The organism is Pseudomonas sp. WS 5010 (genome assembly GCF_012985565.1).
Taxonomy (GTDB): Bacteria; Pseudomonadota; Gammaproteobacteria; order Pseudomonadales; family Pseudomonadaceae; genus Aquipseudomonas.
In genome coordinates this window covers 94,334-118,394 of sequence record NZ_JAAQWQ010000006.1, presented here as the reverse complement: position 1 = coordinate 118,394, position 24,061 = coordinate 94,334, and the positions used below count along the sequence as shown (strand labels likewise).

General features: G+C 63.2%; 18 protein-coding genes. 2 read left to right on the top strand and 16 right to left on the bottom strand.

What is annotated here, in order from left to right; translation table 11 throughout:
• Window positions 1-71: 71 nt before the first annotated feature.
• Window positions 72-1,016, top strand: coding sequence for a DnaJ C-terminal domain-containing protein (locus tag HBO11_RS20685; protein ID WP_169952118.1), 945 nt, complete (start codon window positions 72-74; stop codon window positions 1,014-1,016).
• Window positions 1,017-1,470: 454 nt separating this feature from the next.
• Here HBO11_RS20685 and HBO11_RS20680 read toward each other — a convergent pair whose 3' ends face one another.
• The 12 genes from HBO11_RS20680 to urtA all read right to left on the bottom strand — a co-directional run bounded on the left by HBO11_RS20680 (window position 1,471) and on the right by urtA (window position 12,902).
• Entirely contained in the window at window positions 1,471-2,595 is a 1,125-nt protein-coding gene (locus HBO11_RS20680; RefSeq protein ID WP_170058948.1) for a HAMP domain-containing sensor histidine kinase, read from the bottom strand.
• Between the two features lie 99 nt (window positions 2,596-2,694).
• Window positions 2,695-4,395, bottom strand: a complete 1,701-nt coding sequence (gene ureC, locus HBO11_RS20675; protein ID WP_169952114.1) for an urease subunit alpha — start codon at window positions 4,393-4,395, stop codon at window positions 2,695-2,697.
• Window positions 4,396-4,508: 113 nt separating this feature from the next.
• The gene (locus HBO11_RS20670; protein ID WP_169952112.1) at window positions 4,509-4,814 is read right to left on the bottom strand and encodes an urease subunit beta; all 306 of its coding nucleotides are present in this window, start codon (window positions 4,812-4,814) and stop codon (window positions 4,509-4,511) included.
• Window positions 4,811-5,344, bottom strand: coding sequence for a GNAT family N-acetyltransferase (locus HBO11_RS20665; protein WP_169952110.1), 534 nt, complete (start codon window positions 5,342-5,344; stop codon window positions 4,811-4,813). Before HBO11_RS20665 ends, HBO11_RS20670 begins: the two co-directional genes overlap by 4 nt.
• Window positions 5,345-5,349: 5 nt before the next feature.
• Window positions 5,350-5,880: a GNAT family N-acetyltransferase gene (locus HBO11_RS20660; protein WP_169952108.1), complete on the bottom strand. Its 531-nt coding sequence runs from the start codon at window positions 5,878-5,880 to the stop codon at window positions 5,350-5,352.
• Window positions 5,881-5,889: 9 nt separating this feature from the next.
• On the bottom strand, window positions 5,890-6,192 hold the full coding sequence (locus tag HBO11_RS20655) for an urease subunit gamma (RefSeq protein WP_169952106.1): 303 nt from the start codon (window positions 6,190-6,192) through the stop codon (window positions 5,890-5,892).
• A 144-nt stretch (window positions 6,193-6,336) separates the two neighbouring features.
• On the bottom strand, window positions 6,337-7,176 hold the full coding sequence (locus tag HBO11_RS20650) for an urease accessory protein UreD (protein WP_169952104.1): 840 nt from the start codon (window positions 7,174-7,176) through the stop codon (window positions 6,337-6,339).
• Between the two features lie 30 nt (window positions 7,177-7,206).
• Complete coding sequence (gene urtE / locus HBO11_RS20645) at window positions 7,207-7,905, bottom strand: urea ABC transporter ATP-binding subunit UrtE (RefSeq protein ID WP_029297740.1); 699 nt, start codon at window positions 7,903-7,905, stop codon at window positions 7,207-7,209.
• Window positions 7,906-8,038: 133 nt separating this feature from the next.
• Complete coding sequence (urtD, locus tag HBO11_RS20640; RefSeq protein ID WP_169952428.1) at window positions 8,039-8,872, bottom strand: urea ABC transporter ATP-binding protein UrtD; 834 nt, start codon at window positions 8,870-8,872, stop codon at window positions 8,039-8,041.
• A 23-nt stretch (window positions 8,873-8,895) separates the two neighbouring features.
• Window positions 8,896-9,975 (bottom strand): urea ABC transporter permease subunit UrtC, encoded by a 1,080-nt coding sequence (gene urtC, locus HBO11_RS20635; RefSeq protein WP_169952102.1) that lies wholly within the window; start codon window positions 9,973-9,975, stop codon window positions 8,896-8,898.
• Window positions 9,975-11,477: an urea ABC transporter permease subunit UrtB gene (gene urtB, locus HBO11_RS20630; RefSeq protein WP_169952100.1), complete on the bottom strand. Its 1,503-nt coding sequence runs from the start codon at window positions 11,475-11,477 to the stop codon at window positions 9,975-9,977. The genes urtC and urtB overlap by 1 nt, the downstream gene beginning before the upstream one ends.
• Before the next feature lie 159 nt (window positions 11,478-11,636).
• Window positions 11,637-12,902 (bottom strand): urea ABC transporter substrate-binding protein, encoded by a 1,266-nt coding sequence (gene urtA, locus HBO11_RS20625; RefSeq protein WP_169952098.1) that lies wholly within the window; start codon window positions 12,900-12,902, stop codon window positions 11,637-11,639.
• Window positions 12,903-13,197: 295 nt separating this feature from the next.
• Here urtA and HBO11_RS20620 point away from each other — a divergent pair, with 295 nt between their 5' ends.
• The gene (locus HBO11_RS20620) at window positions 13,198-19,113 is read left to right on the top strand and encodes a DUF4329 domain-containing protein (protein ID WP_169952096.1); all 5,916 of its coding nucleotides are present in this window, start codon (window positions 13,198-13,200) and stop codon (window positions 19,111-19,113) included.
• A gap of 14 nt (window positions 19,114-19,127) precedes the next feature.
• On the opposite strand, the gene HBO11_RS20615 is transcribed toward HBO11_RS20620, so the two are convergent.
• The 4 genes from HBO11_RS20615 to HBO11_RS20600 are packed head-to-tail and all read right to left on the bottom strand — an operon-like array spanning window position 19,128 to window position 24,011.
• The gene (locus HBO11_RS20615; protein ID WP_169952094.1) at window positions 19,128-20,138 is read right to left on the bottom strand and encodes an iron ABC transporter permease; all 1,011 of its coding nucleotides are present in this window, start codon (window positions 20,136-20,138) and stop codon (window positions 19,128-19,130) included.
• Complete coding sequence (locus HBO11_RS20610; RefSeq protein WP_169952092.1) at window positions 20,135-21,082, bottom strand: ABC transporter substrate-binding protein; 948 nt, start codon at window positions 21,080-21,082, stop codon at window positions 20,135-20,137. Before HBO11_RS20610 ends, HBO11_RS20615 begins: the two co-directional genes overlap by 4 nt.
• Window positions 21,079-21,867: an ABC transporter ATP-binding protein gene (locus tag HBO11_RS20605; protein WP_169952090.1), complete on the bottom strand. Its 789-nt coding sequence runs from the start codon at window positions 21,865-21,867 to the stop codon at window positions 21,079-21,081. Before HBO11_RS20605 ends, HBO11_RS20610 begins: the two co-directional genes overlap by 4 nt.
• A gap of 35 nt (window positions 21,868-21,902) precedes the next feature.
• Complete coding sequence (locus HBO11_RS20600) at window positions 21,903-24,011, bottom strand: TonB-dependent receptor (protein ID WP_169952088.1); 2,109 nt, start codon at window positions 24,009-24,011, stop codon at window positions 21,903-21,905.
• Window positions 24,012-24,061: the final 50 nt, after the last annotated feature.

Genomic DNA, 24,061 nt, shown 5'->3' with positions numbered 1-24,061 from the left:
CGAATCGCCCCGCAATGCCCAGGCAGGCAGGGCCCGACTGTGCGATCTCGATAACGGATGGTGATGCCCCCATGGATTTCAAAGACTATTACAAGATTCTTGGTGTCGAGCCGACGGCCGATGACAAGCAGATCAAGGCCGCTTATCGCAAGCTGGCCCGTAAGTATCATCCCGACGTCAGCAAGGAAAAGGACGCGGAAGAGAAGTTCAAGGACGCCTCGGAAGCCTATGAGGCGCTGAAAAGTGCCGACAAGCGCGCCGAGTACGATGAATTGCGCCGCTATGGCCAGCACGGTCAGCCCTTCCAGGGGCCGCCAGGTTGGCAGAGCCGTGGCGGGTTTGGCGGTGGCCAGGATACGGGCGAGTTTTCGGACTTCTTCAGCTCGATCTTCGGCTCGCGTGGCAACGGCTTTGGCGGCGCCCAGGGGCGCAGCCCCGGGCGACGCGGCCAGGATGTGGAGATGGAGTTGCCGGTGTTCCTGGAGGAGACCCTGTCCACCGAGCCCAAGGCAATCAGCTTCCAGGTGCCGCAATACAATGCGGCGGGCCAGCACGTCAGCAACACCACCAAGAGCCTGAACGTGAAGATTCCGGCCGGTGTGGCCGATGGCGAGCGCATTCGCCTCAAGGGCCAGGGTGCTCCGGGGATCGGTGGCGGCGCCAATGGCGACTTGTACCTGATCATCCGTTTTGCGCCGCACCCGAAGTTCGAGGTGGAAGGCGAAAATCTGGTGATCACTTTGCCGCTGGCACCGTGGGAATTGGCTCTGGGCGCGGAAGTCGCAGTGCCGACCCTGACCGGCAAGATCAACCTCAAGGTCCCGGCCGGCAGCCAGAACGGCCAGCGCATGCGGGCCAAGGGCCATGGCTTGCTGAACAAGGCCGGGCAGCGCGGGTACCTGTTTGTGCAGCTCAAGGCCGTGATGCCCAAAAGCAGTGACGATGAGGTCAAGGCGCTGTGGCAGGAACTGGCGCAAAAGGCCAATTTTGATCCACGGGAAACCTGGGGCCGCTAACCACCCTGTGTGGGAAATCAGCAAAACCCTGTAGGAGCTGGCTTGCCAGCGATGGCGGCGGCATTACCAGCATTGATGCTGCCTGACCCACCGCCATCGCCGCCTCGCTAAAGCTCGACAGCTCCTACCGAGGATTGTTGCCGGGCACAAATTTGCGCCACATCGCAAATGAAATGTAGGAGCTGTCGAGCCCCGGCGAGGCTGCGATGGCGGCGGCATTGCCAGCATTGATTCTGCCTGACCCACCGCTATCGCCGCCTCGCTAAAGCTCGACAGCTCCTACAAGGGATCGTTGCCGGGCACAAATTTGCGCCACATCGCAAATGAAATGTAGGAGCTGTCGAGCCCCGGCGAGGCTGCGATGGCGGCGGCACTGCCAGCATTGATGCTGCCTGACCCACCGCTATCGCCGCCTCGCTAAAGCTCGACAGCTCCTACAGGGGATCGGTGGTGTCTACTGGCGCGGCAGCACTACGGTAAACGTGGTGCCCGCCGCCTCGCTGGACGTCACTTCAATCGTGCCCCCATGGGCCTGCACCACTTCCTTGACGATAAACAAGCCCAGCCCGAGGCTGGTCGAGTTGCTGCCCAGCTCTTCGTTGGCGCTGCGTACCAGCGGGTCGAACACGGTGCCCAGCGCCGCCTGGGGAATCGGCTGGCCGTAGTTGTGCATGCGCAGTTCCACGCTGTCGGGCGTGCCGTCCAGGCTCAGGGTCACCGCCTGGCTGTTGAGGCCGTGCTGCAGTGCATTGCCGATCAGGTTCTGCAACAGCTGATCAATGCGCCCGCGATCCCACAGCCCTTGGGTTTCCCCGTCGATGTGCAGGTGAACCCGGCAGTCCGGGCGGCCTGCGCACGCTTCATTGATGGCCTCTTTGGCAGCATCGGCCAGGTTCATCGGCTTGGGTTCGATAGGCAGGCTGCTGCCCAGTCGGCTGCGAACAAACTCCAACAGGTCGCTGACCATCGCCTCCATGTGCCGCGCACCATTTTGGATATTGCCCAGCAGGCTCAAACCGTTGCTGTCCAACGCAGCTTTGCGCAACAACATCTCGGTGGACATCTTCACCGCCTGCAAGGGCGCGCGCAGGTGGTGGCCGAGGATGGCGAGGAAAATATCCCGCGAGCGATTGACCTGCTCGGCGTAGGCCGCCGTGGATTCGGCCAGGGCTTCGTCGATGGCTTCGTTGAAGCGGATCATGTCCTGGAAATAGTCCAGGTCCGGCGATTCCAGGCTATTGACCCACAGGCGAATCACACAGGCGCGCAGGTGGCGGAACTCGGAGGTCATCTGCACCAGGTCAAAACCCACGGTATGGCGCAGTTCGCCATGGCTGGCGGCCGCTTCGTCCAGGCTCGGGGTCTTTTCCGGGCCTTCGCCCTTGGCCTTGGCCGCCTGTTCGCTGGCGCTCTGGCGGGTGTTCATGTCCCGCGCGGCGGCCAGCAGGATCGAACGGGCGTGGTCGCGCAGTTGCGCGCGGTTCAGGGTTTCGGCGGCCGGGGTCAGGGTTTCGGCAAACTGTTCCCATTCATCGACGATTCGGTCGGCATGCAACACGATGAATTCGGATAGGCGCATAGCCAGGTTCCCAAATGCAAGACAGTGAACAAACGTCGCGCATCGTAGCGCCAACGTCTCCCGGCTTCACTGGCACAGCAGGTGCCTGCCGATGAACGGTCAGAACAGGAAGTAACGCTGGGCCATCGGCAGCACGTCCGCCGGCTCGCACCACAACAGCTGGCCATCGGCCTTGACCTGGTAGGTCTGCGGATCGACCTCGATATCTGGCAGGTAGTCGTTGTGGATCAAGTCGCTCTTTTGCACCTGGCGGCAACCCTTGACCACCGCGATCTGCTTCTTCAGGCCCAAGGCCTGCGGCAGGCCCTCTGCCAGCGCCGCCTGGCTGATAAACGTCAGGCTGGTGGCGTGCAGCGAGCTGCCGAAGCTGGCGAACATCGGGCGGTAGTGCACCGGCTGCGGGGTGGGGATTGACGCATTGGCATCGCCCATCAGGCTGGACGCAATCGCCCCGCCCTTGAGGATCAGGGTGGGCTTGATGCCGAAGAACGCCGGGCGCCACAACACCAGGTCGGCCCATTTGCCGACTTCGATGGAGCCCACTTCATGGCTGATGCCGTGGGTGATCGCCGGGTTGATGGTGTACTTGGCGATGTAGCGCTTGGCGCGGAAGTTGTCGTTGCCCGCGCCGTCGCCAGGCAGTGGCCCGCGTTGTTTCTTCATCTTGTCGGCGGTTTGCCAGGTGCGTGTGATCACTTCGCCCACGCGGCCCATGGCCTGGCTGTCGGAGCTGATCATCGAGAAGGCGCCAAGGTCGTGCAGGATATCTTCGGCGGCGATGGTTTCGCGGCGGATGCGGCTTTCGGCGAACGCCACGTCTTCGGCAATGCTCGGGTCCAGGTGATGGCAGACCATCAACATGTCCAAGTGCTCGTCGATGGTGTTGCGGGTGAACGGCCGCGTCGGGTTGGTGGAGCTGGGCAGTACGTTAGGGAAACCGCAGGCCTTGATGATGTCCGGCGCGTGGCCGCCACCGGCACCCTCGGTGTGATAGGTGTGGATGGTGCGCCCCTTGAGCGCGGCGAGGGTGGTTTCGACGAAGCCCGACTCGTTGAGCGTGTCGCTGTGGATCGCCACCTGCACATCGTACTCATCGGCCACGCTCAGGCAGTTGTCGATGCTGGCGGGCGTGGTGCCCCAGTCTTCGTGCAGCTTCAAACCGATGGCGCCGGCCTTGACCTGCTCGATCAGCGGCTCGGGCAGGCTGGCATTACCCTTGCCGGTAAAGCCGATGTTCATCGGGAATGAGTCGCTGGCTTGCAGCATGCGCGCCAGGTGCCACGGGCCTGAAGTACAGGTGGTGGCATTGGTGCCGGTGGCCGGTCCGGTGCCGCCGCCGATCATGGTGGTGACGCCGCTGGTCAGCGCCTCTTCGATCTGCTGCGGGCAGATGAAATGCACATGTGAGTCGATGCCGCCGGCGGTGAGGATCATGCCTTCACCGGCGATCACTTCGGTGCTGGCGCCGATGGCCATGGTCACGCCGGGCTGGATGTCCGGGTTACCGGCCTTGCCAATGGCGTGGATGCGGCCATTCTTCAAGCCAACGTCGGCCTTGACGATGCCCCAGTGGTCGATGATCAGCGCGTTGGTGATCAGCGTATCCACCACTTCATGGGCGAGCAGTTGGCTTTGGCCCTGGCCATCGCGGATGACTTTGCCGCCGCCGAACTTCACTTCTTCGCCATAAACCGTGAAGTCCTGCTCCACTTCGATGAACAGTTCGGTGTCGGCGAGGCGGACCTTGTCACCGACGGTGGGGCCGTACATGTCGGCGTAGGCTTGGCGGCTGATTTTCATGTGTGTGAACCCTGGAAAATATGTGTTGAATGTGAAACCGCTATCGCCGGCAAGCCAGCTCCTACATTTGAAATGCATTCCCATGTGGGAGCTGGCTTGCCTGCGATGAGGCCCTAAAGATCACCCATGATCTTCCCGGCAAACCCGAACACCCGGCGCAACCCTGCCAGCTCCACTAACTCCACCTCGCGACTCTGCCCCGGTTCAAAGCGCACCGCCGTGCCCGCCGGGATGTTCAGGCGCATGCCGCGGCTGAGGGCGCGGTCAAAGGTCAGCGCGTCATTGGTCTCGAAAAAATGGTAATGGGAACCCACCTGGATCGGACGGTCGCCGCTGTTGGCCACGTTCAGGGTGACCGTGCGGCGGCCCACGTTGAGTTCGATTGCACCAGGCTGGATCTGATATTCACCAGGAATCATGCAGGTTGCCCCAGGGTCTTGAAGTAGATGGCGGTCGGGCTGTAGTGCCCGTCCGGGCTTTGGCAGTAATCCGGCAACTCGCCGATTTTTGTGTAGCGCAGCGCCTGGTAGAAGGCTTCGGCACCGGAGCCGGCCTCGGTGTCCAGGTACAGCAGGCCGCGTTTGTGCTGGCGCGCGGCGAGTTCCAGAGCGCTCATCAGTTGCTGGCCCAGGCCATGGCGGCGGGCGCTGCTGTGCACCAGCAGTTTTTGCACTTCGGCGCGGTTGAGGCCGTTGGCTTTGAGGCACAACGCCAATTGCACACTGGCTATCACTTGCTCGTCGCGCACCACTACCCAGAGCAGCAGGCTGCCCTCCTCGATACTCGCCTGCACACCGCTCAAATAGGTGCGGGCCTGGGCATCATCGAAATCGGCCATGAAACCCACCGAAGCGCCATGCTTCACCGCGTCCAGCAACAGCTCAATCAAACCCAGGCGGTAATGGGCAAAACTTTCAGCATTGACTCGACGCAGTTGGGCAGCATTCATCGGTATTACTCCTTGTGGACCGCCGGCGGCTGGGCGCCGGGGTTGAGCAGCAGTTGCATAAAGGTCAGGTCCAGCCAGCGGCCAAACTTGGTGCCCACCTGGGCCATCTGCCCGGTGATGCCAAAGCCCAGGCGTTCGTGCAGGCGGATCGAGGCCTGGTTGCCGCTTTCGATGGCGGCAACCATCACGTGTTTGTCGCACGCCCGGGCGCGTTCGATCAGGGCCTGCATCAGCAGCGGGCCCAGGCCTTTGCCGCGTTGGTCGTTGCGCACGTACACCGAATGCTCGACGGTGTGGCGAAAGCCGTCGAAGGGCCGCCAGTCGCCGAACGAGGCATAGCCGAGCACCTGCTCGGCCTCCACCGCCACCAGGATCGGATAAAACTGCGCCTGGCGTGCGCTGAACCAGGCCTGGCGATTGCCCAGGTCCACTGGTTGATCGTTCCAGATGGCCGTGGTGTTGAGCACGGCATCGTTGTAGATATCGCGGATCGCCGGCAGATCGCCGTGCACCGCGTCACGAATCAGCAAGGACATGGCCGGGCCTCAGGCGATGGGTTGGTGGACGGTCACCAGTTTGGTGCCGTCGGGGAAGGTGGCTTCGACCTGGATATCCGAGATCATCTCCGGGATGCCTTCCATCACTTGCTCGCGGCTGAGCAGGGTGGTGCCAAAGTGCATCAGGTCGGCCACGGTGCGCCCGTCGCGCGCGCCTTCGAGCAGGGCCGCGGAGATGTAGGCGATGGTTTCCGGGTAATTGAGTTTCACCCCACGCGCCAGGCGGCGCTCGGCCACCAGGCCTGCGGTGAAGATCAGCAGCTTGTCTTTTTCCCTTGGGGTCAGGTCCATGGTCAGCAGTCCGTTTTGAAAAACAATTATTAACAACACAGGTCCAATGTGGGAGCGGGCTTGCTCGCGAATGCGGTGGGTCAGTAATGGATATGTTGACTGATACACCGCATTCGCGAGCAAGCCCGCTCCCACATTTTGATCTCATGTGTTCCAAATTCTTGGTGGTATGGCCTCACGCCCCAGCAGCGCCGGGCGCAACAGTCGCCACAGATCAATCAACCAGGCCCGCGCCAGTAACGTCTCGCTGGCCAGGCAGCGCGCCACCAGCAAACCCGGCAGTTGGGTCAGGTCGCCACGCACTGCATGCGGCAGCGCTCGGCATTGTTCAAGCAGTTCGGTATCGATTTCCCCGCTCACCAGCAACGTGGCGAACACCGGCTGCCCATCCAGGCCAATCGGCGAGTCGAGCAGGCCGTCGTCGCCGACGATGCGTTGGCGTTCATGCCAGAGCAACTGGCCGTCGCGACGGATATCCAGGTGCGACTGGAAGTGCCCACGGTCGAAACGTTCGCCGCTGGCCGGGCGCCCCAGCGCCACCACGTCCCAGTACAACAGCCGGGCGTCGCCGTGCAGGTCGATGCGGGTGCTGAGTTCGGCCTGGGCCGCACTGAACACGATGGTTTCCTGGGGCAGCCACTCCAGGGTGGCGCCGGCCTCGACTGTCAAGGCCACCTGCTGGTAGGCCGGCCCGCTGGCACGGTACCACTTGGCGGCGCCGGGGCTGGTCAGTTGCGCCCACGCGCCCTCAGCCAGGTGGGCGGTGATCTCCAGGCGATCGCCCCCGGCAATCCCGCCCGGCGGGTGCACGATGATGTGCTGGCACACCTCGGGGCCTTCGGCATACAGGTGCTTTTGCACCCGCAGCGGGCCCAGGTGGCGGCGCAGCACCGGGCGCGTGCTGGCGCCAAAGCGTGCATAACCCAACTCCAGCGCGGCGTGCCAACTGGGGGTGAACAGAGCGGTGGGGGCAGGAACGGTCATGGTCAGGGCTTATCAACGAGACGCTACAGATTAGATGGTAACCAGGCCGCGTACACCCTCGGCCTCCATATTTTCTCCGCGGCCCTGCTGGACGATTTCCCCCCGCGACATCACCAGGTATTGATCGGCCAGTTCGGCGGCGAAGTCGTAGAACTGCTCCACCAGCAAAATCGCCATGTCGCCGCGTTCTGCGAGCTTCTTGATCACCGCGCCGATCTCCTTGATCACCGAGGGCTGGATGCCTTCGGTGGGCTCATCGAGGATCAACAGGCGCGGACGGCTGGCCAGCGCACGGCCAATTGCCAACTGCTGTTGCTGACCACCGGACAAGTCGCCGCCGCGCCGATGCTTCATTTGCAGCAACACCGGGAACAGTTCGTAGATAAACGCCGGGACTTGCTTGGCTTCGCTGCCGGGAAAACGCGACAGGCCCATCAGCAGGTTTTCTTCCACCGTCAGCCGCCCGAAAATCTCGCGGCCCTGGGGCACATAGGCGATACCGGCGTGCACGCGCTGGTGCGGCTTGAACCCGGTGATGGCCTTGCCTTCCCAGTTCACCGCGCCTTCCTTGGCGGGCAGCAGGCCCATCAGGCATTTGAGCAGGGTGGTCTTGCCCACGCCGTTACGGCCGAGCAGGCATGTGACTTCGCCGACTTTCACGTCGAACGAAAGGCCGCGCAGGATGTGGCTGCCGCCGTAGTACTGGTGCAATTTGTCGACTTGCAGCATGTTCAAAATCTCCTCAATTCCCCTGTGGGAACCGGATCAAATGTGGGAGCCGGCTTGCCTGCGATGGCGCTGTGTCAGTCACCCTGGCTATCGCTGGCCAGCCAGCTCCTACATAACGCGGATTGCATCAGGCTTAGCGACCGAGGTACACCTCGATCACCCGCTCGTTTTCCTGCACCTGCTCCAGCGACCCCTCCGCCAGCACGCTGCCCTGGTGCAGCACCGTCACATGGTCGGCAATCGAGCCGACAAAGCCCATGTCGTGCTCCACCACCATCAGCGAATGCTTGCCCGCCAGGCGCTTGAACAACTCGGCGGTGAACTCGGTCTCGGCGTCGGTCATGCCGGCCACCGGTTCATCGAGCAGCAACAGTTGTGGGTCTTGCATCAGCAGCATGCCGATTTCCAAAAACTGCTTCTGGCCGTGGGACAGTAAACCCGCCGGGCGCTGTACCGAAGTCGTCAGGCGAATGGTGTCGAGCACTTCATCGATGCGGTCCTTCTGTTCACCGCTCAGGCGCGCCCGCAGGCTGGCCCACACGGACTTGTCGGTCTTCTGCGCCAGCTCCAGGTTCTCGAACACGCTCAGGGCCTCGAACACCGTGGGTTTCTGGAACTTGCGGCCAATGCCGGCCTGGGCGATCTGCACTTCGCTCATGCGCGTCAGGTCCAGGGTTTCGCCGAACCAGGCCTTGCCGTGGCTGGGGCGGGTCTTGCCGGTGATCACGTCCATCAGGGTGGTCTTGCCCGCGCCGTTGGGGCCGATGATGCAGCGCAGCTCGCCGACGCCGATATACAGGTTGAGGTCGTTGAGGGCCTTGAAGCCATCGAAGCTGACGCTGATGTCTTCCAGGGTCAGGATCGTGCCGTGGCGGGTATTGAGGCCCTTGCCGGCGGCCTGGCCGAGGCCGATGGCGTCGCGACTGGTGCCCTGGTCGCGGTTCGGTTCGATGATCGGTTCGAGCATGAACTGGTCGGTTGCCGTGACTCTCATTGTTCGCCCCTTTTCTTCAGCAGGCCGATGATGCCCTTGGGCAGATACAGCGTGACGATGATGAACAGCGCCCCCAGGAAGAACAGCCAGTACTCCGGGAAGGCCACGGTGAACCAGCTCTTCATGCCGTTGACCACGCCGGCACCCAGCAGCGGGCCGATCAGGGTGCCGCGCCCGCCCAGGGCCACCCACACGGCGGCCTCGATGGAGTTGGTCGGCGACATTTCGCTGGGGTTGATGATGCCCACCTGCGGCACGTACAACGCACCGGCCAGGCCGCACAGCACCGCGCTCAACACCCACACAAACAGCTTGAAACCCCGCGGGTCGTAGCCGCAGAACATCAGGCGGTTCTCCGCGTCGCGCAGGGCCGTCAGCACCCGGCCGAACTTGCTCCGGGCCAGGCGCCAGCCGATAAACAGGCTGCCCACCAACAGCAGCACCGTGGCCAGGAACAGCGCCGCGCGGGTGCCCGGCTCGGTGATGCCAAACCCCAGGATGCTACGGAAGTTGGTAAAGCCGTTATTGCCGCCAAAGCCGGTCTCGTTGCGGAAAAACAAGAGCATCCCGGCAAAGGTCAGGGCCTGGGTCATGATCGAAAAATACACGCCCTTGATCCGTGAGCGGAAGGCAAAGAAGCCGAACACCAGCGCCAGCAGACCCGGCGCCAACACCACCAGGCACAGGGCCCAGAGGAAGTGCTGGGTGCCGAGCCAATACCACGGCAGTTCGGTCCACGACAGGAAGGTCATGAACGCCGGCAACTCGCTGCCGGCGGCCTGGCGCATCAGGTACATGCCCATGGCGTAGCCGCCAAGGGCAAAGAACAGGCCGTGGCCCAGGGACAGCATGCCGGCGTAGCCCCACACCAGGTCCAGGGCCAAGGCAACGATGGCGTAACAGAGGATCTTGCCCACCAGCGTCAGGGTGTAGGCCGAGACATGCAATGCGTTATCGGCCGGCAGCAGCGACAGCAGCGGCAACGCCAGCAGCACGGCGAGGATCACCGCGCCCACTGCAATCGTCACCTTGGGGCCGGCCTTTTGCGCGGCCGTGAGCATCAATGGCTGGTTCATCAGTCGATCACCCGTCCTTTCAGTGCGAAGAGTCCTTGCGGGCGTTTCTGGATAAACAGAATGATCAGCGCGAGGATCAGGATCTTGCCGAGTACGGCACCGATCTGCGGTTCAAGAATTTTGTTGGCGATGCCCAGGCCAAAGGCGGCCATGACACTGCCGGCCAGTTGGCCGACGCCACCGAGCACCACCACCAGGAACGAGTCGATGATGTAACTTTGGCCCAGGTCCGGGCCGACGTTGCCGATCTGGCTCAGGGCTACGCCGCCTAAGCCGGCGATGCCCGAGCCGAGGCCAAAGGCGAGCATGTCCACACGCCCGGTGGGCACGCCGCAGCAGGCGGCCATGTTGCGGTTCTGGGTGACGGCGCGCACGTTGAGGCCCAGGCGGGTCTTGTTCAGCAGCAGCCAGGTCAGCACCACCACGCACAGGGCAAAGCCGATGATGACGATGCGGTTGTATGGCAACACCAGGTTGGGCAGTACCTGGATCCCGCCCGACAGCCAGGCCGGGTTGGCCACTTCGACGTTCTGTGCGCCGAAAAGCAGGCGTACCAGTTGGATCAGCATCAGGCTGATGCCCCAGGTGGCCAGCAGGGTTTCCAGTGGGCGGCCGTAGAGGTGACGGATCACCGTGCGCTCCAGGGCCATGCCGATGCCGGCGGTGACAAAAAACGCCACCGGCAGCGCGATCAGCGGGTAGAACTCGATGGCCTGGGGCACATAGCGCTGCATCAGCAACTGCACCACATAGGTGGAGTAGGCACCGAGCATCAGCATCTCGCCGTGCGCCATGTTGATCACCCCGAGCAGGCCGAAGGTGATCGCCAGGCCCAGGGCCGCCAGCAACAGGATCGAGCCCAGGGACATACCGCTGAAGGCTTGCCCGAGGATCTCGCCCACCAGCAGCTTGCGCTTGACCTGGGCCAGGCTGGTTTCGGCCGCGGTGTGTACTGCGGCGTCGGCTTCCACGCCGGGCGCCAGCAGGGCCTCCAGGCGCGTGCGGGCCAGCGGGTCGCCGGTGCTGCCGAGCAGGCGCACGGCAGCCAGGCGCACGGCCGGGTCGGTGTCGACCAGTTGCAGGTTGGCCAGGGCCAGGCTCAGGGCGCTGTGCACCGGGTCATGGGTTTCGCTGGCGAGCTGCTGGTCGAGGAATTTCAGCTGCGCCGGTTGCGCGCTTTTTTGCAGGGTTCGGGCGGCGGCCAGGCGCACCTTGGGATCGGCGGCGAGCAGTTGCTGGCTGGCTTGCACATTGTCGATCAGGCCGCGCAGGCGGTTGTTCAGGCGCACGGTCTTGGCTTCGCCGTTGACCGTGAGTTGGCCTTGTTGCAGGGCGTTGACCAACTCGATACGCGCAGGGTCAGGCTGGGCGGCCCAGTCCTGCAACAGCTTGGCCTGTTGGCTCGGGTTGGCGGCGAGGAAATCTTCGGCATCGCCGGCGTGTGCGGCCAGGGGCAGCAACAGCAGGCAGGCCAGGAGGAAGCGGTGGAGGGCAGTGGGCATAACAAATTGTCCTGAACATGCGCGGACGGGGTGAACACCTACCCCCTGTAGGAGCCGGCTTGCCGGCGATTGCGGTGTGTCAGTCGATTCATCTGTCACTGACACGCTGCTATCGCCGACAAGCCAGCTCCTACAGGGGGCGGGCTCGTGGGTTGGGGCTTAGTTGCTCTTGACCGCGTGATCCGGCTTCTTGTCATTGCCAGGGATGTACGGGCTCCACGGCTGGGCGCGGATCGGCCCTTCGGTCTGCCACACCACCGAGAACTGGCCGTCGGACTGGATCTCGCCAATCATCACCGGCTTGTGCAGGTGGTGGTTGGTCTTGTCCATGGTCAGGGTGTAGCCCGACGGCGCGGCGAAGGTCTGGCCGGCCAGGGCTTCACGCACTTTGTCGACGTCGGTGGACTTGGCTTTCTCCACCGCCTGCGCCCACATATGGATGCCGACGTAGGTGGCTTCCATCGGGTCGTTGGTCACGGCCTTGTCGGCACCCGGCAGGTTTTTCGCCTTGGCGTAGGCTTTCCAGTCGGCGACGAACTTGGCGTTGACCGGGTTCTCTACCGACTGGAAGTAGTTCCACGCCGCCAGGTTGCCCACCAGCGGTTTGGTGTCGATGCCGCGCAGTTCTTCCTCGCCTACCGAGAACGCCACCACAGGCACCTCGGTCGCCTTCAGGCCCTGGTTGGCCAGTTCCTTGTAGAACGGCACGTTGGAGTCACCATTGACGGTGGACACCACGGCGGTCTTGCCACCCGCCGAGAATTTTTTGATGTTGGCCACGATGGTCTGGTAATCGCTATGGCCGAACGGGGTGTAGACCTCTTCGATGTCCTTGTCGGCTACGCCTTTGGAATGCAGGAACGCGCGCAGGATTTTGTTGGTGGTGCGCGGGTACACGTAGTCGGTGCCCAGCAGGAAGAAGCGCTTGGCGCTGCCGCCTTCTTCGCTCATCAGGTATTCCACTGCCGGGATCGCTTGCTGGTTCGGCGCGGCGCCGGTGTAGAACACGTTGGGCGACATTTCCTCGCCTTCGTATTGCACCGGGTAGAACAACAGGCCGTTGAGTTCTTCGAACACCGGCAGCACCGATTTACGCGACACCGAGGTCCAGCAGCCGAACACCACCGCGACCTTGTCCTGGGTCAGCAACTGCCGGCCCTTTTCGGCGAACAGCGGCCAGTTGGAGGCCGGGTCGACCACCACCGCTTCGAGCATCTTGCCGTTCACCCCGCCCTTGGCGTTGATCTCGTCGATGGTCATCAGCGCCATGTCCTTGAGGGACGTTTCGGAGATGGCCATGGTCCCGGACAGCGAGTGCAGGATGCCGACCTTGATGGTCTCGGCGGCCTGGACGGTCCAGGTCAGGCCCATGGCGGCAATGGATGCCGACAGAGTGAAAGCCTTGATCAAGCTGCGACGCTTCATGGTGCGGTCTCCAGAACTCAATATTTTCAGGGGGCGGATAGGGGCGTTGCCAGAGCATTTGCAAAGGCTGTGCCTATTGGCTGCGCTGCCTTGTTATGTGGGCCATGGGCTGTACTGGTCGGTTGCACTGCACCAAGTGAGGGCTTGCCGGGCGTGCTGGTGCGTGGCGTGCGCCCGAACGGGGCAGGGCGTGTGGCGCGGTGGATATCTATTTAGCGCCCTCGCGCTCGCGCCAACGGTAAAGATCGCCGTGACCCTGGCCAGCGTCTGGTCGGGGCATATTTGAGGGGATGTCATGGAACGACCTAAACGCGGTTGGTTCGGCAGCGGCTTGAAGTCGGATGTGGTACTGCCACCAGTGGGGCCGGCCTTTGTCACCATGGATGATGCGGCGCGTTATGCCCATCGACAGATCGGCAGCCGGCGCGATAAGGAGTATGGCGGGGTGATCCTGGAGAGCTTGGCGGACGGCTACTTCTATGCCACCGAGCCGATAGCGGGCGGGGCCTACACCTTCGATTACTGGACGGTGCTGAAAGTCGACAGCAATAGCCAGTATCTGCACCCACAAGGCTATCGGTGCGTGGCCGACTACCACTCTCATCCCGATGCGTTCGATGATTTTCAAGAGAACAACCCTGAGTTTTCCGAGCGTCAGGTCAGGGGGCTGAATGGCTTTTTTTCGGATATTGACCTGAGCATCTTTATTTTGGAGCGCGGTTTTTTTTCGGCCTCTTATCTGTCTGGGCCCGATGGCGGGTTGCTCAAATATGTCACCACCGGCTCGGCTGAGGAGCAGCGTTTTGGTGTGTGGCTCGATAAAAAGCTGCACTTCGGTCATGCGGATGGCCCGGCCGATAACAAACCGGAGACCTTCTTCAAGAAGGCCGCCAGTGTCAGCCAGTTGTCCATCGTGGTTCCGAGTGCGTTGTGGGGGGGCTCGACAGGCACAGTGCCCAGGCAATGGCGACCGTTCACAGCCTTTGTCTCGCGCACCTACGAGCTGCCGGCCTGCGGGCCGGTGTACGCCGGGCTTGATGCCCTGCTGGAGGTATTGCAGCAACGCAACCCTGAACGCGCCTTTATCCTCAAGGATGCCAACAAAGAGGACTATGTGCTGGTCGAGCCCCCGGCCGGCGGGCCCGCACCGGTGTCCATCCAGCAATTGTTCCCGCGCACCTCGGATGGTAAGCGCGTGTCACACGAGAGCTTCCATTGGGTGGCGGTCTATCTGGGACGCCCTCCGGTGCCCCTGCGCCTCCCGTCCAGGGACGCGTGGCTGTACCGTAACTTTTTTAGCCCGCTGGAGTTGGCGACCCAGCTTTACCATGGGGTGCAGTCCAGGGATTTGCTGGGGCCGGAGCGTCAGCTGTTTTTCTATCGCAACCTCAATGATGGGGCGTTGTTGCAATACAAGTGCGCGTTCTCGACCGCCGAGACTGAACTATTTCGCGTCGAGCCGGACGGTCAGGTGGTGGATAACCAGATCGATTCGGCGCTGCTCGCGGGTACGCTGAGCCCTCGGGACTTTGTCCTGCGCGTGGCGGCAGGCGGGTATCTGTCGGTGATCCGGGCGGGCAAGATCTGGGACAGGCTCGGCCCGGTCGACGCGCAGTGGCGAGCCGTCTCCAGGGTTCCCAAACCCGTATTGAGTCCGCCCTTTGTCACCGCCGATGATGCTGCGCGCTGGGCTCACAACCGGATCGGCGAGCGACGCGACAAGGAGTATGGCGGTGCGGTGCTGCGACAAGGCGCGCGTTATTTCGCCACAGAACCGGTGGCCGGTGCGTCGATACAGTTTGATTTTCGCGCCATCATGGCCACCGATGAGCATGACTACTTCATTGCTCCGGCTCCCTTCGACTGCTACGCCTTTTACCACTCGCACCCGGCGGGCTCTCCCGGTGAGCAGGGGTTGCACACTCAGTTCACGGCCGATGAGGTGGAGATATTTATCAGCTTTTTCTCGTCTGCCGACCAGGCGTTTGTCATCGGTAACCGTGAGTTTGCCCCGGCCCACTACCTGTCAGGCCCGCAGGGCTCGTTGCTCAAGTATGTGAGCAGCGGTTCAATGGCGGAGCAGACGCTGCTCAAGCAGTTGACCGGTGAGATGCCGATCCAGCCGGTCACCGAGTTTGAAGGGACTGTCTGGAATTTTGCCGATGCGGGCGACCTGCGGGTGGTGTTGGCCAACCGTGTCTGGGGCGGCGCTCGCGGTCGTGTCGCCAGGGGGTGGCGGGTCGGCGAACCGGTCATTCCCAAGGACACCGTGCAGGAGCAGCCGTTCTTTACGCCGCAGGCCAACACGGGGCAAGTTGCCGCGCTGATCGCCCTGAACCATATCAATGGCATGCCGGCGGGCGCTTACCAGGGGTTTGTGCTCAAGCATCAGAATGCCCCGAGCTATATCGCGACGCTACCGGTTGCAGCAGGCACAACCCTGGCCAGTCTGTTCCCCGCCCGTGCCGACGGTCAGGCGAAACTGCCCTCCAATTATCGCCTGGTTGGCCTTTACCGTAATGTGTTTGCCTCCGAGCCGAGGCCGTTGCCGGCCAATGAAGCCTGGCTGTATAAGCGGTTTGCCCCACCTGCGCTATGGGTGGAGGTCATGACCCAGGCTCTTGCCACCTCCAAGCTGCAGATCGCCGGGTTGGGGCTCAAGTTGTATCTGCAAGCCCCTGACCGGGCGCTGCTGCATTGGCAGGTGCCGAGTGCCGATACCGCCAACGAGCTGTTTAGCGTGGCCGGCCAGAGGGTGACTGACAAAGGCAACCAGGCGGCACTGCTCGACGGTACGTTGTCGTCCCGGGAGTTCGTGCACCGGGTGATTCGTGCCGGCGAGTTGACGGTGATTCAGCAGGGCGACTTGTGGAACGTACTGGGGCCGATGCATGACGGCGAGCGTCTGCCGCTGGGTTCGGGGACCACGCTGCTGAGTGCGGCATTCCTGACGGCCGATGATGCCGCGCGCCTTGCCCACGAGAAGATCGGCTTTCGCCGAGGGACGGCCTTTGGTGGGTACATTCTCAAAAGACCAGACGGGCGATTTTTATTCACCGAACCTGTGACTATTCATGGCGACGGCTTTTCCTCCGACCTGCTGCTGCCGAGACCGGGCGGTGGTTTGCTGGTGCCTCCGGTGGGCCATGAGATTCATGGGCGCTACGCCTCCCATGGGGCGGTGTCCTTCAATGACCTGGCCCGCCAGCGGCGCCTTGACTGGACCCTTGCGGACCTTGAGGTCAATGCCACGATGTTCTCGGATGTGGAGATCCGGGCGGTGATTGAATCCCGCCTGCCGGCCTACCTGAGCGGTTCGCCGAACAACCTGATCGGCTACACCCCCAGCGGCTCGGCCAATGAGTTGCTGGTGCTGAGCAACACCACCCGCGAGCCCGGCCAGCATGGTTACTTCGAACGCCTGGAAACCGGCAAGCTCAAGCCGGTGGACATCGTTACCCGCCTGGCGGATGCGGGCAATCTGCAAGTGCTTGTCGGTAGCCAGTTATGGGGGCCGCGTGGCACGGTCTACGACGACTGGACGCCCAACTTCGAGTATGCCCAGATCGATCTGCAAACCCCGGCGTTTGGTGCAATCTTCAACAGCCAGGACGCGGCGGCGCTCAATGCGCACATTCGCTGGTACGGCAGGAACCTGGATGCACAGGCGGCGACGGCCTACATTCTCAAGCACCCGCAACACGAAGAATATGTGGTCAGCGAGCTGTTGCCGATCAAGCCGCCCGGGCGTTGGTTGAGCGACTCCTCCAGGGGCTTTGGGTATCTGACCGGTGGCGACTTCGCCAAGGGCTTTGTGCTCAAGGGCCTGCTGTATTCACAGCAATGGCTGCCTGTGGGGCTGAACACTTCCGAGGCCTGGTTGACCCAGTTCTTTGTCACCCCCGAGTTGCTGTTGCGTGCCGAAGAAGATGCCCGGCATTTGCCGCGATCTTCTGCGGGGCCCGCCGTATTGCCTGTGTATGTGTCAACACTGGACGGCGCCTTGTTGCGGTATCAACCCCAGGCTTCGTCAATGCTCAAGCAGGGCATTGATGGCGCCGGTGTGACGATCCAGGGCATGAGCCTGCATGACGGCTCCCTGGATATCCGCCGGTTTGTCACGCTGATCGCCAAGGCCGGTGACCTGCGGGTGTTATACAGCAGCCAGTGCTGGGATCGACGGGGGCTGGTCATCGAAAACGCCACGTTATGGCGTCCCTATGGGCGTTTCACCCGCCGTCGCCTGGGCCCGGCTTTCCAGGAACAGGATGACGCAGTGCGCCATGCTCGCTCACGGCTGGGTGATCACGATAACGGCTTGCTGGGAGGCTTGGTGCTCAAGCGCCCTGACGGCCTGTTCGTGGCCACAGAACCTTTGAAAGTGCCTCGCGAAGATTTCGATCCCAAGTGGATTTTCCCCGATGAGGTGGTCTCGGTGGGAGGTTTTCCGGCGGGCCATACAATTGTTGCGCGTTACCGCACCAGTGCTGCGCGGGAGTTGCCGTTTGCCCTGGAGGCCACGCAAAAGAGCGTCTACCGCAATATGCTTTCCACCCGGGTGATTGGCGCATCGCTGCAGTCGCGGGACGTGCATCTGACCCGCGAGTACCTGTTAGGCACCGACGGCTGCGTGCTCAGTTACACCCGTAGCCGCACAGCCCTTGAGGATCAGTTGAAAACAGCCCTGCAGCCATTGCAGCCGCAACGTGCCGAGCTGTTGGATAACCTTGTCGAGCGGCAGATGCGCGACGGCACGCTGACCCCGATCGAGTTCGTCACCCGGCTGGCCCAGGCCGGTACATTGCGCGTGGTGGACGGTAGCGTGGTGTGGGGCATGCCGCGCACGGTCACAGCACCCTTCGTTGCCAACGTCATCTGGCCCGAGCCGTTGTTGATCCGCAACGCCGTGGCCGACCCGCCGTTCAGCCCGCTCTTCACCCAGGAGCAGGACGCGGTGCGCTATGCCCATGAGCAGTGCAGGCCCGGAGAGAGCTTGCAGTTCGGCTACGTTTTCAAGTCGCCCAAGCTGGGGCTTTACATGGTCAGCATGCCACTGGTGCGTGCGAGCTATCGCGACTATAGCCAGGTGTTCCCCCAAGGCCTGCTTCCCCAGGGGTATGCCCTGGAAGGTCTCTACCTCTGCGCCACCAATGAGCTGTTGACGCCGGCGGAGGATCCGTTGCACCAGGCGTTCTTCCTGCCCACGGATTTCGATACGGGCCTGCGTTTCTCCCAGCACGCGGTCAAGGACAAGAAACTGCGCCTCTACCTGTCGTGCCCGGACGGCGCGCTGCTCAGGTATCAGTACCTCAGTAGCGATGAGCAACTGGACACGCTCGGCTCGTTGCAGGTATTGCGCGAACAGTTGCTGCTGGGTAATGCCCGCATGCTTGACCACGTGCGCAGCCTGGTTGCCCGGGGCAATCTGGATGTGTTGATCGAGGGCCGGGTGTGGGCTGGCACGACACGGGTTTCCTCCGATTGGCAACCGGGTACGGGGCCAGGTTTCGAGGAAACCTGGCGGGCCTGTGGCCCGCTCTTTTCCCATGCCGACGATGCTGCCCGCGATGTACAGCGCAGGCTCGCGCCGTATCGTGGCCAGGAGTACCTTGCCGCGATATTGGGCAATCGTGCGCGCACCTCGTTTGTCGCCACGTTGCCGCGAGTGGCCGGGCTCGACACGGCGCAGCAGCTGGCGCTGTTTTACACCGGGCCAGATGGGCCGGTACAGCCGCTGGTGCAACCGACTGAGCACCCGGTGCCTGAGCCGGTGTTCCCGACGCAGTACCAAGTGGTCGCCGCACAACTGATCTACGGCGCCATGCCGCCCTCGCAAAGCAACGATCCCCAGGAGCAGCGGCTGCTCAACAACTTTGTCGGCCCGGCACTCTTGAGCTTGTTCCTGCGGGTGTTGCGTGCGTATGCAGAGCGCCCGGCGAGCCTTTACCTGTCGGTTCGCGAGGGGGCGCTACTCAAATACATTCCGAGCTTTTCGCAGATGGAAGACCAAATCCAGCAGCTGGGTGTGAGGCTCCAGCCCAGTGAGTTCCTCAAGCGCGTGACCGGCTATGGCCAGCTTTTTGTACTGGATCGGGATGCGCTCTGGCGCAACGAGGGGCGCACGGTGGAAGCTCAGGTCGACCCGCGCAACCAAACCGAAGAAACCCAGATCGATGAAGCATTGAGCATCCGCGACCGGGATGAGCTGTAAGCCGGCGCCTGAGCTTAGCGCCTGCGCATCAGGCCAATAAAAAACAGGCCGCCAATCGCCGCCGTGGCCACGCCAATCGGCAGGTCCTCGGGGGCGATCAGGGTGCGGGCGGCGACATCGACCCACACCAGGAACAGGCTGCCCACCAGCACGCACACCGGCAACAAGCGCCGGTGCTCGGCGCCCACCAGGCGCCGGGCGATATGCGGCACCATCAGCCCGACAAACCCGATGGAGCCGCTGATCGACACCAGCACGCCGGTCATCAGCGAGGCAATCAAGAACACCTTGAGGCGCACATTGCGCGCGTTCAGGCCCAGGGTCACGGCGGTCTGCTCGCCGGCCATCAGCGCGTTGAGCGGGCGGGCCATGCCCAGCAGCAACAGCAGGCCCAGCAGCACCGTGGCGCTGGGGATCGCCAGCAGTTCCCAGCGCGCCAGGCCCAGGCCGCCGAGCATCCAGAACATCACCGCCGACGCCGCGCGATGGTCGCCCATGAACAGCAGCAGGTTGGCCGCCGCCATCATCACGAATGACACCGCCACCCCGCACAGCAACAGGCGATCACTCTCCAGCCGACCATTGCGGCTGGCCACCGCCAGCACCACCAGCATGCTCAGTAACGCGCCGATGAAGGCGGCGATGGGCAGGGTCAGCAGGCCGATGATTTCGCCCACATGCAGCACTACGATTACCGCGCCCAGGGTAGCGCCCGAGGTCACCCCCAGCAGGTGCGGATCGGCCAGTGGGTTGCGCGTGACCGCCTGCAAGACCGCGCCAATCAGCGCCAGCCCGGCACCCACCAGCGCCCCGAGCAACATGCGCGGTACGCGGATCAGCCAGACGATATGTTCCTGGCCCACCGACCAGTCCACCGCCCCGATACCCAGGGCCTTGTGCAGCAGGATCCGCCACACCACGTCCACCGGCACCCGTGCCGAACCGAAGCCCAGCGAGACCACACAGGACACCAGCAGCACCGCGCCAAGGGCGGCGAGCAGCAGGGCATAGCGGCGCTCGATCATTGGCCGTGGAACCCCTTGGCCAGGGTTTCCACCGCCAGCACATTGTCGATCCCAGGTGTGGCCTGCACGTAGGGGATCACGATAAAACGCCGCTGCTTGATCGCGTCCACCGATTGCAGGGCCGGGTTATCCAGCAGGAACTGGATTTTCTGCTCGGCGGTGATTTCGCTGTAGTCGACGATCACGATCACCTGGGGGTTGCGCTCCACCACGGTCTCCCAGTTGACCCGGGTCCAGCTGGCGTCCACATCGTCGAGGATATTGCGCCCGCCAGCGGCAGCGATCAGCGCCTGGGGCATGCCCAGGCGGCCGGAGGTCATGGCGCGGTCTTCGCCGCTGTCATAGAGGAACACCCGTGGCTGTGTGGCGGGCAGGGTTTTCTGCACAGCGGCGACCTGGGCCTGCATCCGGGCGATCAGGGCGTCGGCGCGGTCCTGCACGTCGAAGATCCGGCCCAGGTTGCGCAGGTCGTTATAGGTGTCGTCCAGGGTTGCTGCCGGGCGCTTCATCACGAACGCGCAGGATTCGGTCAGCTCCAGCACGTTGATGCCCAACGGTTGCAGGGTCTGCGGGGTGAGATCGCCCCCCACGCGCATGCCGTAGTCCCAGCCGGCGAAGAAGAAATCCACATTGGCGTTGAGCAGGGTTTCCACCGACGGGTACTTGGCCGCCAGCTCCGGCAGGCCGTCGAGCAGCGTGGCCATTTGCGGGGTCACCGCCTTCCAGCCGGTCACGCCGCTGTAGCCGACCATGCGCGACTTGAGGCCCAGGGCGAGCATCATCTGGGTCATGTTGATGTCGTGGCTGACCGCGTGTTCAGGGGCCTGGTTGAAGATCACCTCGCGGTTGCAGCTCTGGATCTTCAACGGGTAGCGGGTGGCCTCGGCAAAGGCCTGGGTCGCACCGCACAGCAGGGTAAGGCACAGCAGGGAACGCAGGATCATGGTTGGGTTATCCAGGTGATTCGCGGGTAGCCGGAAAGTGGATGGGTATCGATCAGTGCCTCGACACCGAACACCTCGCGCAGCAGCTCGGCGGTCAGCACTTGGTGGGGCGTGCCGCTGGCGACGATGCGGCCATGGTTGATCACGTACAGGCGATCACAGAAGGCGGCGGCCAGGTTCAGGTCATGGATGCTGGCCAGGGTGCCGATCTGCAGGCGCTTGACCAGCCCCAGCAGCTCCAGTTGGTAGCGTGGGTCGAGGTGGTTGGTCGGCTCGTCGAGGATCAGCAGTTGCGGCTGCTGGGCCAGGGCGCGGGCGAGGATCACGCGCTGCTTTTCACCGCCGGACAGGGTGGCGAAGGCATGGTCCTCAAAACCCAGCAGGCCGACGGATTCGAGGGCGTGCTGAATCAGTTGGCGGTCGTGCAGGGTATCGCTGTCGAACAGCCCTTTGTGCGGGGTGCGGCCCATGGCGACCACTTCATCGACCCGCAGGCCGAAGGCGTCGGGGAACTCCTGCAGCACCACGGCGATGCGCTGGGCGCACCAGCGCGAGGATTGCTTCCAGACATTCTGGTGATCCAGATGCACTTCACCCTGCTCGGGCTTGCTGAAGCGATAGGCGCAGCGCAACAGGCTGGTCTTGCCGCTGCCATTGGGCCCGATCAACCCGACAAACTCCCCGGCACCCACCTGCAGGCTGGCATCACGCAGGTGGAACTGGTGATGACAGTGGCCATGGCCCAGGGGGGACCAGGCGAGGTGGTTGAGGTTGAGTGTGGGCATCAAAAATCTCAAGTCAAACAGCGATCCAGGGGTGGTTAGAAGGTGTAGTCCGCGGTCACAAAGAACGAGCGCGGTTCACCCAGTATCCATTGCTGGCCGTCATTGTATTGGCTCACGGCATAGGTGCGGTCGAACAGGTTATTCAATTGCAGGCCCAATGTCGTGTTGCGCAGGGCTTTCCACGAAACAGTGGCGTCGACCACGGTGTAGCTGGGCAGCTCATTGCGGTTGGCCATGTCAGCGTAGCGCGCATCCACATACCGCACGCCGGCACCGGCGCGGATGTCGTCGCTCACCGCCTTGCTGACCCACAGGTTGGCCGTACGGCGCGGCACGTCCACCGGGCGATTGCCGTCGCGCGAGACCTGCACGCCGCCGACGTTCTGCTGGAAGTCGTCATATTGCGCCCGCACGATGGCCGCATTGGCTTGCAGTTGCCAGGCATGGGGCAGTTGCAGGTCGAGGCTGGCCTCCAGGCCGTCGGAGGATTGCTGGCCCACTTGCTGTTTGAACTGCGGGTTGCCCGGCACATCGGTCAGCAGTTTCTTTTTGACGATATGGTAGGCCGCCAGGGTCCACTCGCCACGCTGGTCCCAGAAAGCTTGCTTGATACCGATTTCGGTCTGCTTGGCGGTGGACAGGTCGAACGCCTGTTGGCTTGAACTCAGGGAGATCAGCCCGCCGACGCCATCGGTGCTGGTGGCGTACTGGCCGTAGACCGAGGTGTCCGGGGTGAGGGCAAACATCAGGCCGGCCTTCCAGTTGTTGCCGGTCAGGGTCTTGTCGCTGCGCTCGGCGCTGCGCAGTTCATCGCGGTCCAGGTGCACGTAGTCGCGACGAATGCCGGTGACCAGGGACAGGCGCTCGCTCAGTTGCAGGCGGTTTTCGGCAAAGCCTGCGAACTGCTTGGTGGTGGTGGCGAACACTGGCAGGAACGGATCGGCGCTTTCAAACGGAGCCTGGGCCGGGTGTTTCACATCGATGGGCTGGCCACCGTCCACGACGTCGTTAAACGGTGAGTTGCTGGCCAGGCGAAAGCGGATGCGGTTGTATTCCACGCCGGTCACGGTCTGGCTGTCGAGGCCAAACAGGGTGTGTTTGAAGGTAAAGGTCTGGCGGTCGCCGACCTGTTCCTGGTTGTGCTTGATGCCAAAAAAACCGCTGCGGGTTAGTTGCCCGGCGCTGAAGTTGTAGTTCTCGGCGTTCTGCCAGCGGCGCTGGGCCTTGAGGTAGTACAGCTCGTTGTGCGCACTCAGGCTGTCGTTGATCTGCCACTCGCTGCTCAGGCGGGTCCACTGGTCGTTGTAGTGCTGGGTGTCGTTGCTGACGTTGTAGTTCTTGTCCCGCAGGCCCTTGTGCAGGTGGCCGTTGAGCAGCGGTGTGCCGAAATAGTTCTGCGGGCGTTGGTCGCCGTAGTCGTGGGCCAGGGTGAAACTCAGGTTGTCGGCGGCCTGCCAGCGCAGGGCGCCGCTGGCAAAATCGCTGGCCGAGTCGCCACGGTCGATAAAGCCATGGCTGCGCAGGCGGTTGAGGTTCAGGCGATAGCTCAAGGTATCGGTCAGCGAGCCGCCGCTGTCCAGGGCCTGTTGCTGGCGATCATAGGAGCCGTAGCCGAGGCGGATGTGGTTTTCGATCTCGCCCTCAAAGGGCTTTTTCGCGACGGTATTGACCACCGCGCCGGTGGCGCCTTCGCCATACAGCACCGATGCCGGGCCGCGCAGCACGTCCACGCGTTCGACGGCCCAGGTGTCGACCGGGAAGGTCGAGGTGCCCATGCCGTTGTACAGGCGGTTGCCGTCATACAACTGCATCACCGAACCCTGGCCGGCAAACCCACGGGCTTGCAGCGAGGTACCGCCGTCGCCCGGGGTGCCGGTGCGGCTGATGCCGGTGGCGCGGGAGATGGCGTCCTGCACACTGGCGTCGCCGCGTTCGCGGATCTGCTCGCCGGTCTGGCTTTCGACACTGCCGGGGGTTTGCCGGGCGCTGAGGCCCAGGCGCGAGCCGGCGGTGGTCGGGGTGTCGAGGTCGACAGGTGCGCTGTCCACTGCCGGGGCGGTCACGGGGCTGACGGGCAGGGTCAGGGCCTGGGCACTGTTTTGCAAGGCAAGCAGGCACAGGCCGCTGGCAAGGTACTTGTTCATCGGACGACAGATCGCTTCTTCGAGACGGTACTCGCCGCTGAGCGCGGCGA

Coding starts and splice junctions, on each gene's coding strand:
- HBO11_RS20650 (WP_169952104.1), bottom strand. CDS start 7,176: ATGACCGTTCCTGCCCCCACCGCTCTGTTCACCCCCAGTTGGCACGCC.
- urtA (WP_169952098.1), bottom strand. CDS start 12,902: ATGAAGCGTCGCAGCTTGATCAAGGCTTTCACTCTGTCGGCATCCATT.
- HBO11_RS20680 (WP_170058948.1), bottom strand. CDS start 2,595: ATGCGCCTATCCGAATTCATCGTGTTGCATGCCGACCGAATCGTCGAT.
- HBO11_RS20615 (WP_169952094.1), bottom strand. CDS start 20,138: ATGATCGAGCGCCGCTATGCCCTGCTGCTCGCCGCCCTTGGCGCGGTG.
- urtE (WP_029297740.1), bottom strand. CDS start 7,905: ATGCTGCAAGTCGACAAATTGCACCAGTACTACGGCGGCAGCCACATC.
- urtD (WP_169952428.1), bottom strand. CDS start 8,872: ATGCTCGAACCGATCATCGAACCGAACCGCGACCAGGGCACCAGTCGC.
- HBO11_RS20620 (WP_169952096.1), top strand. CDS start 13,198: ATGGAACGACCTAAACGCGGTTGGTTCGGCAGCGGCTTGAAGTCGGAT.
- HBO11_RS20685 (WP_169952118.1), top strand. CDS start 72: ATGGATTTCAAAGACTATTACAAGATTCTTGGTGTCGAGCCGACGGCC.
- HBO11_RS20605 (WP_169952090.1), bottom strand. CDS start 21,867: ATGCCCACACTCAACCTCAACCACCTCGCCTGGTCCCCCCTGGGCCAT.
- urtC (WP_169952102.1), bottom strand. CDS start 9,975: ATGAACCAGCCATTGATGCTCACGGCCGCGCAAAAGGCCGGCCCCAAG.
- urtB (WP_169952100.1), bottom strand. CDS start 11,477: ATGCCCACTGCCCTCCACCGCTTCCTCCTGGCCTGCCTGCTGTTGCTG.
- HBO11_RS20665 (WP_169952110.1), bottom strand. CDS start 5,344: ATGAATGCTGCCCAACTGCGTCGAGTCAATGCTGAAAGTTTTGCCCAT.
- HBO11_RS20610 (WP_169952092.1), bottom strand. CDS start 21,082: ATGATCCTGCGTTCCCTGCTGTGCCTTACCCTGCTGTGCGGTGCGACC.
- HBO11_RS20660 (WP_169952108.1), bottom strand. CDS start 5,880: ATGTCCTTGCTGATTCGTGACGCGGTGCACGGCGATCTGCCGGCGATC.
- HBO11_RS20655 (WP_169952106.1), bottom strand. CDS start 6,192: ATGGACCTGACCCCAAGGGAAAAAGACAAGCTGCTGATCTTCACCGCA.
- ureC (WP_169952114.1), bottom strand. CDS start 4,395: ATGAAAATCAGCCGCCAAGCCTACGCCGACATGTACGGCCCCACCGTC.
- HBO11_RS20600 (WP_169952088.1), bottom strand. CDS start 24,011: ATGAACAAGTACCTTGCCAGCGGCCTGTGCCTGCTTGCCTTGCAAAAC.
- HBO11_RS20670 (WP_169952112.1), bottom strand. CDS start 4,814: ATGATTCCTGGTGAATATCAGATCCAGCCTGGTGCAATCGAACTCAAC.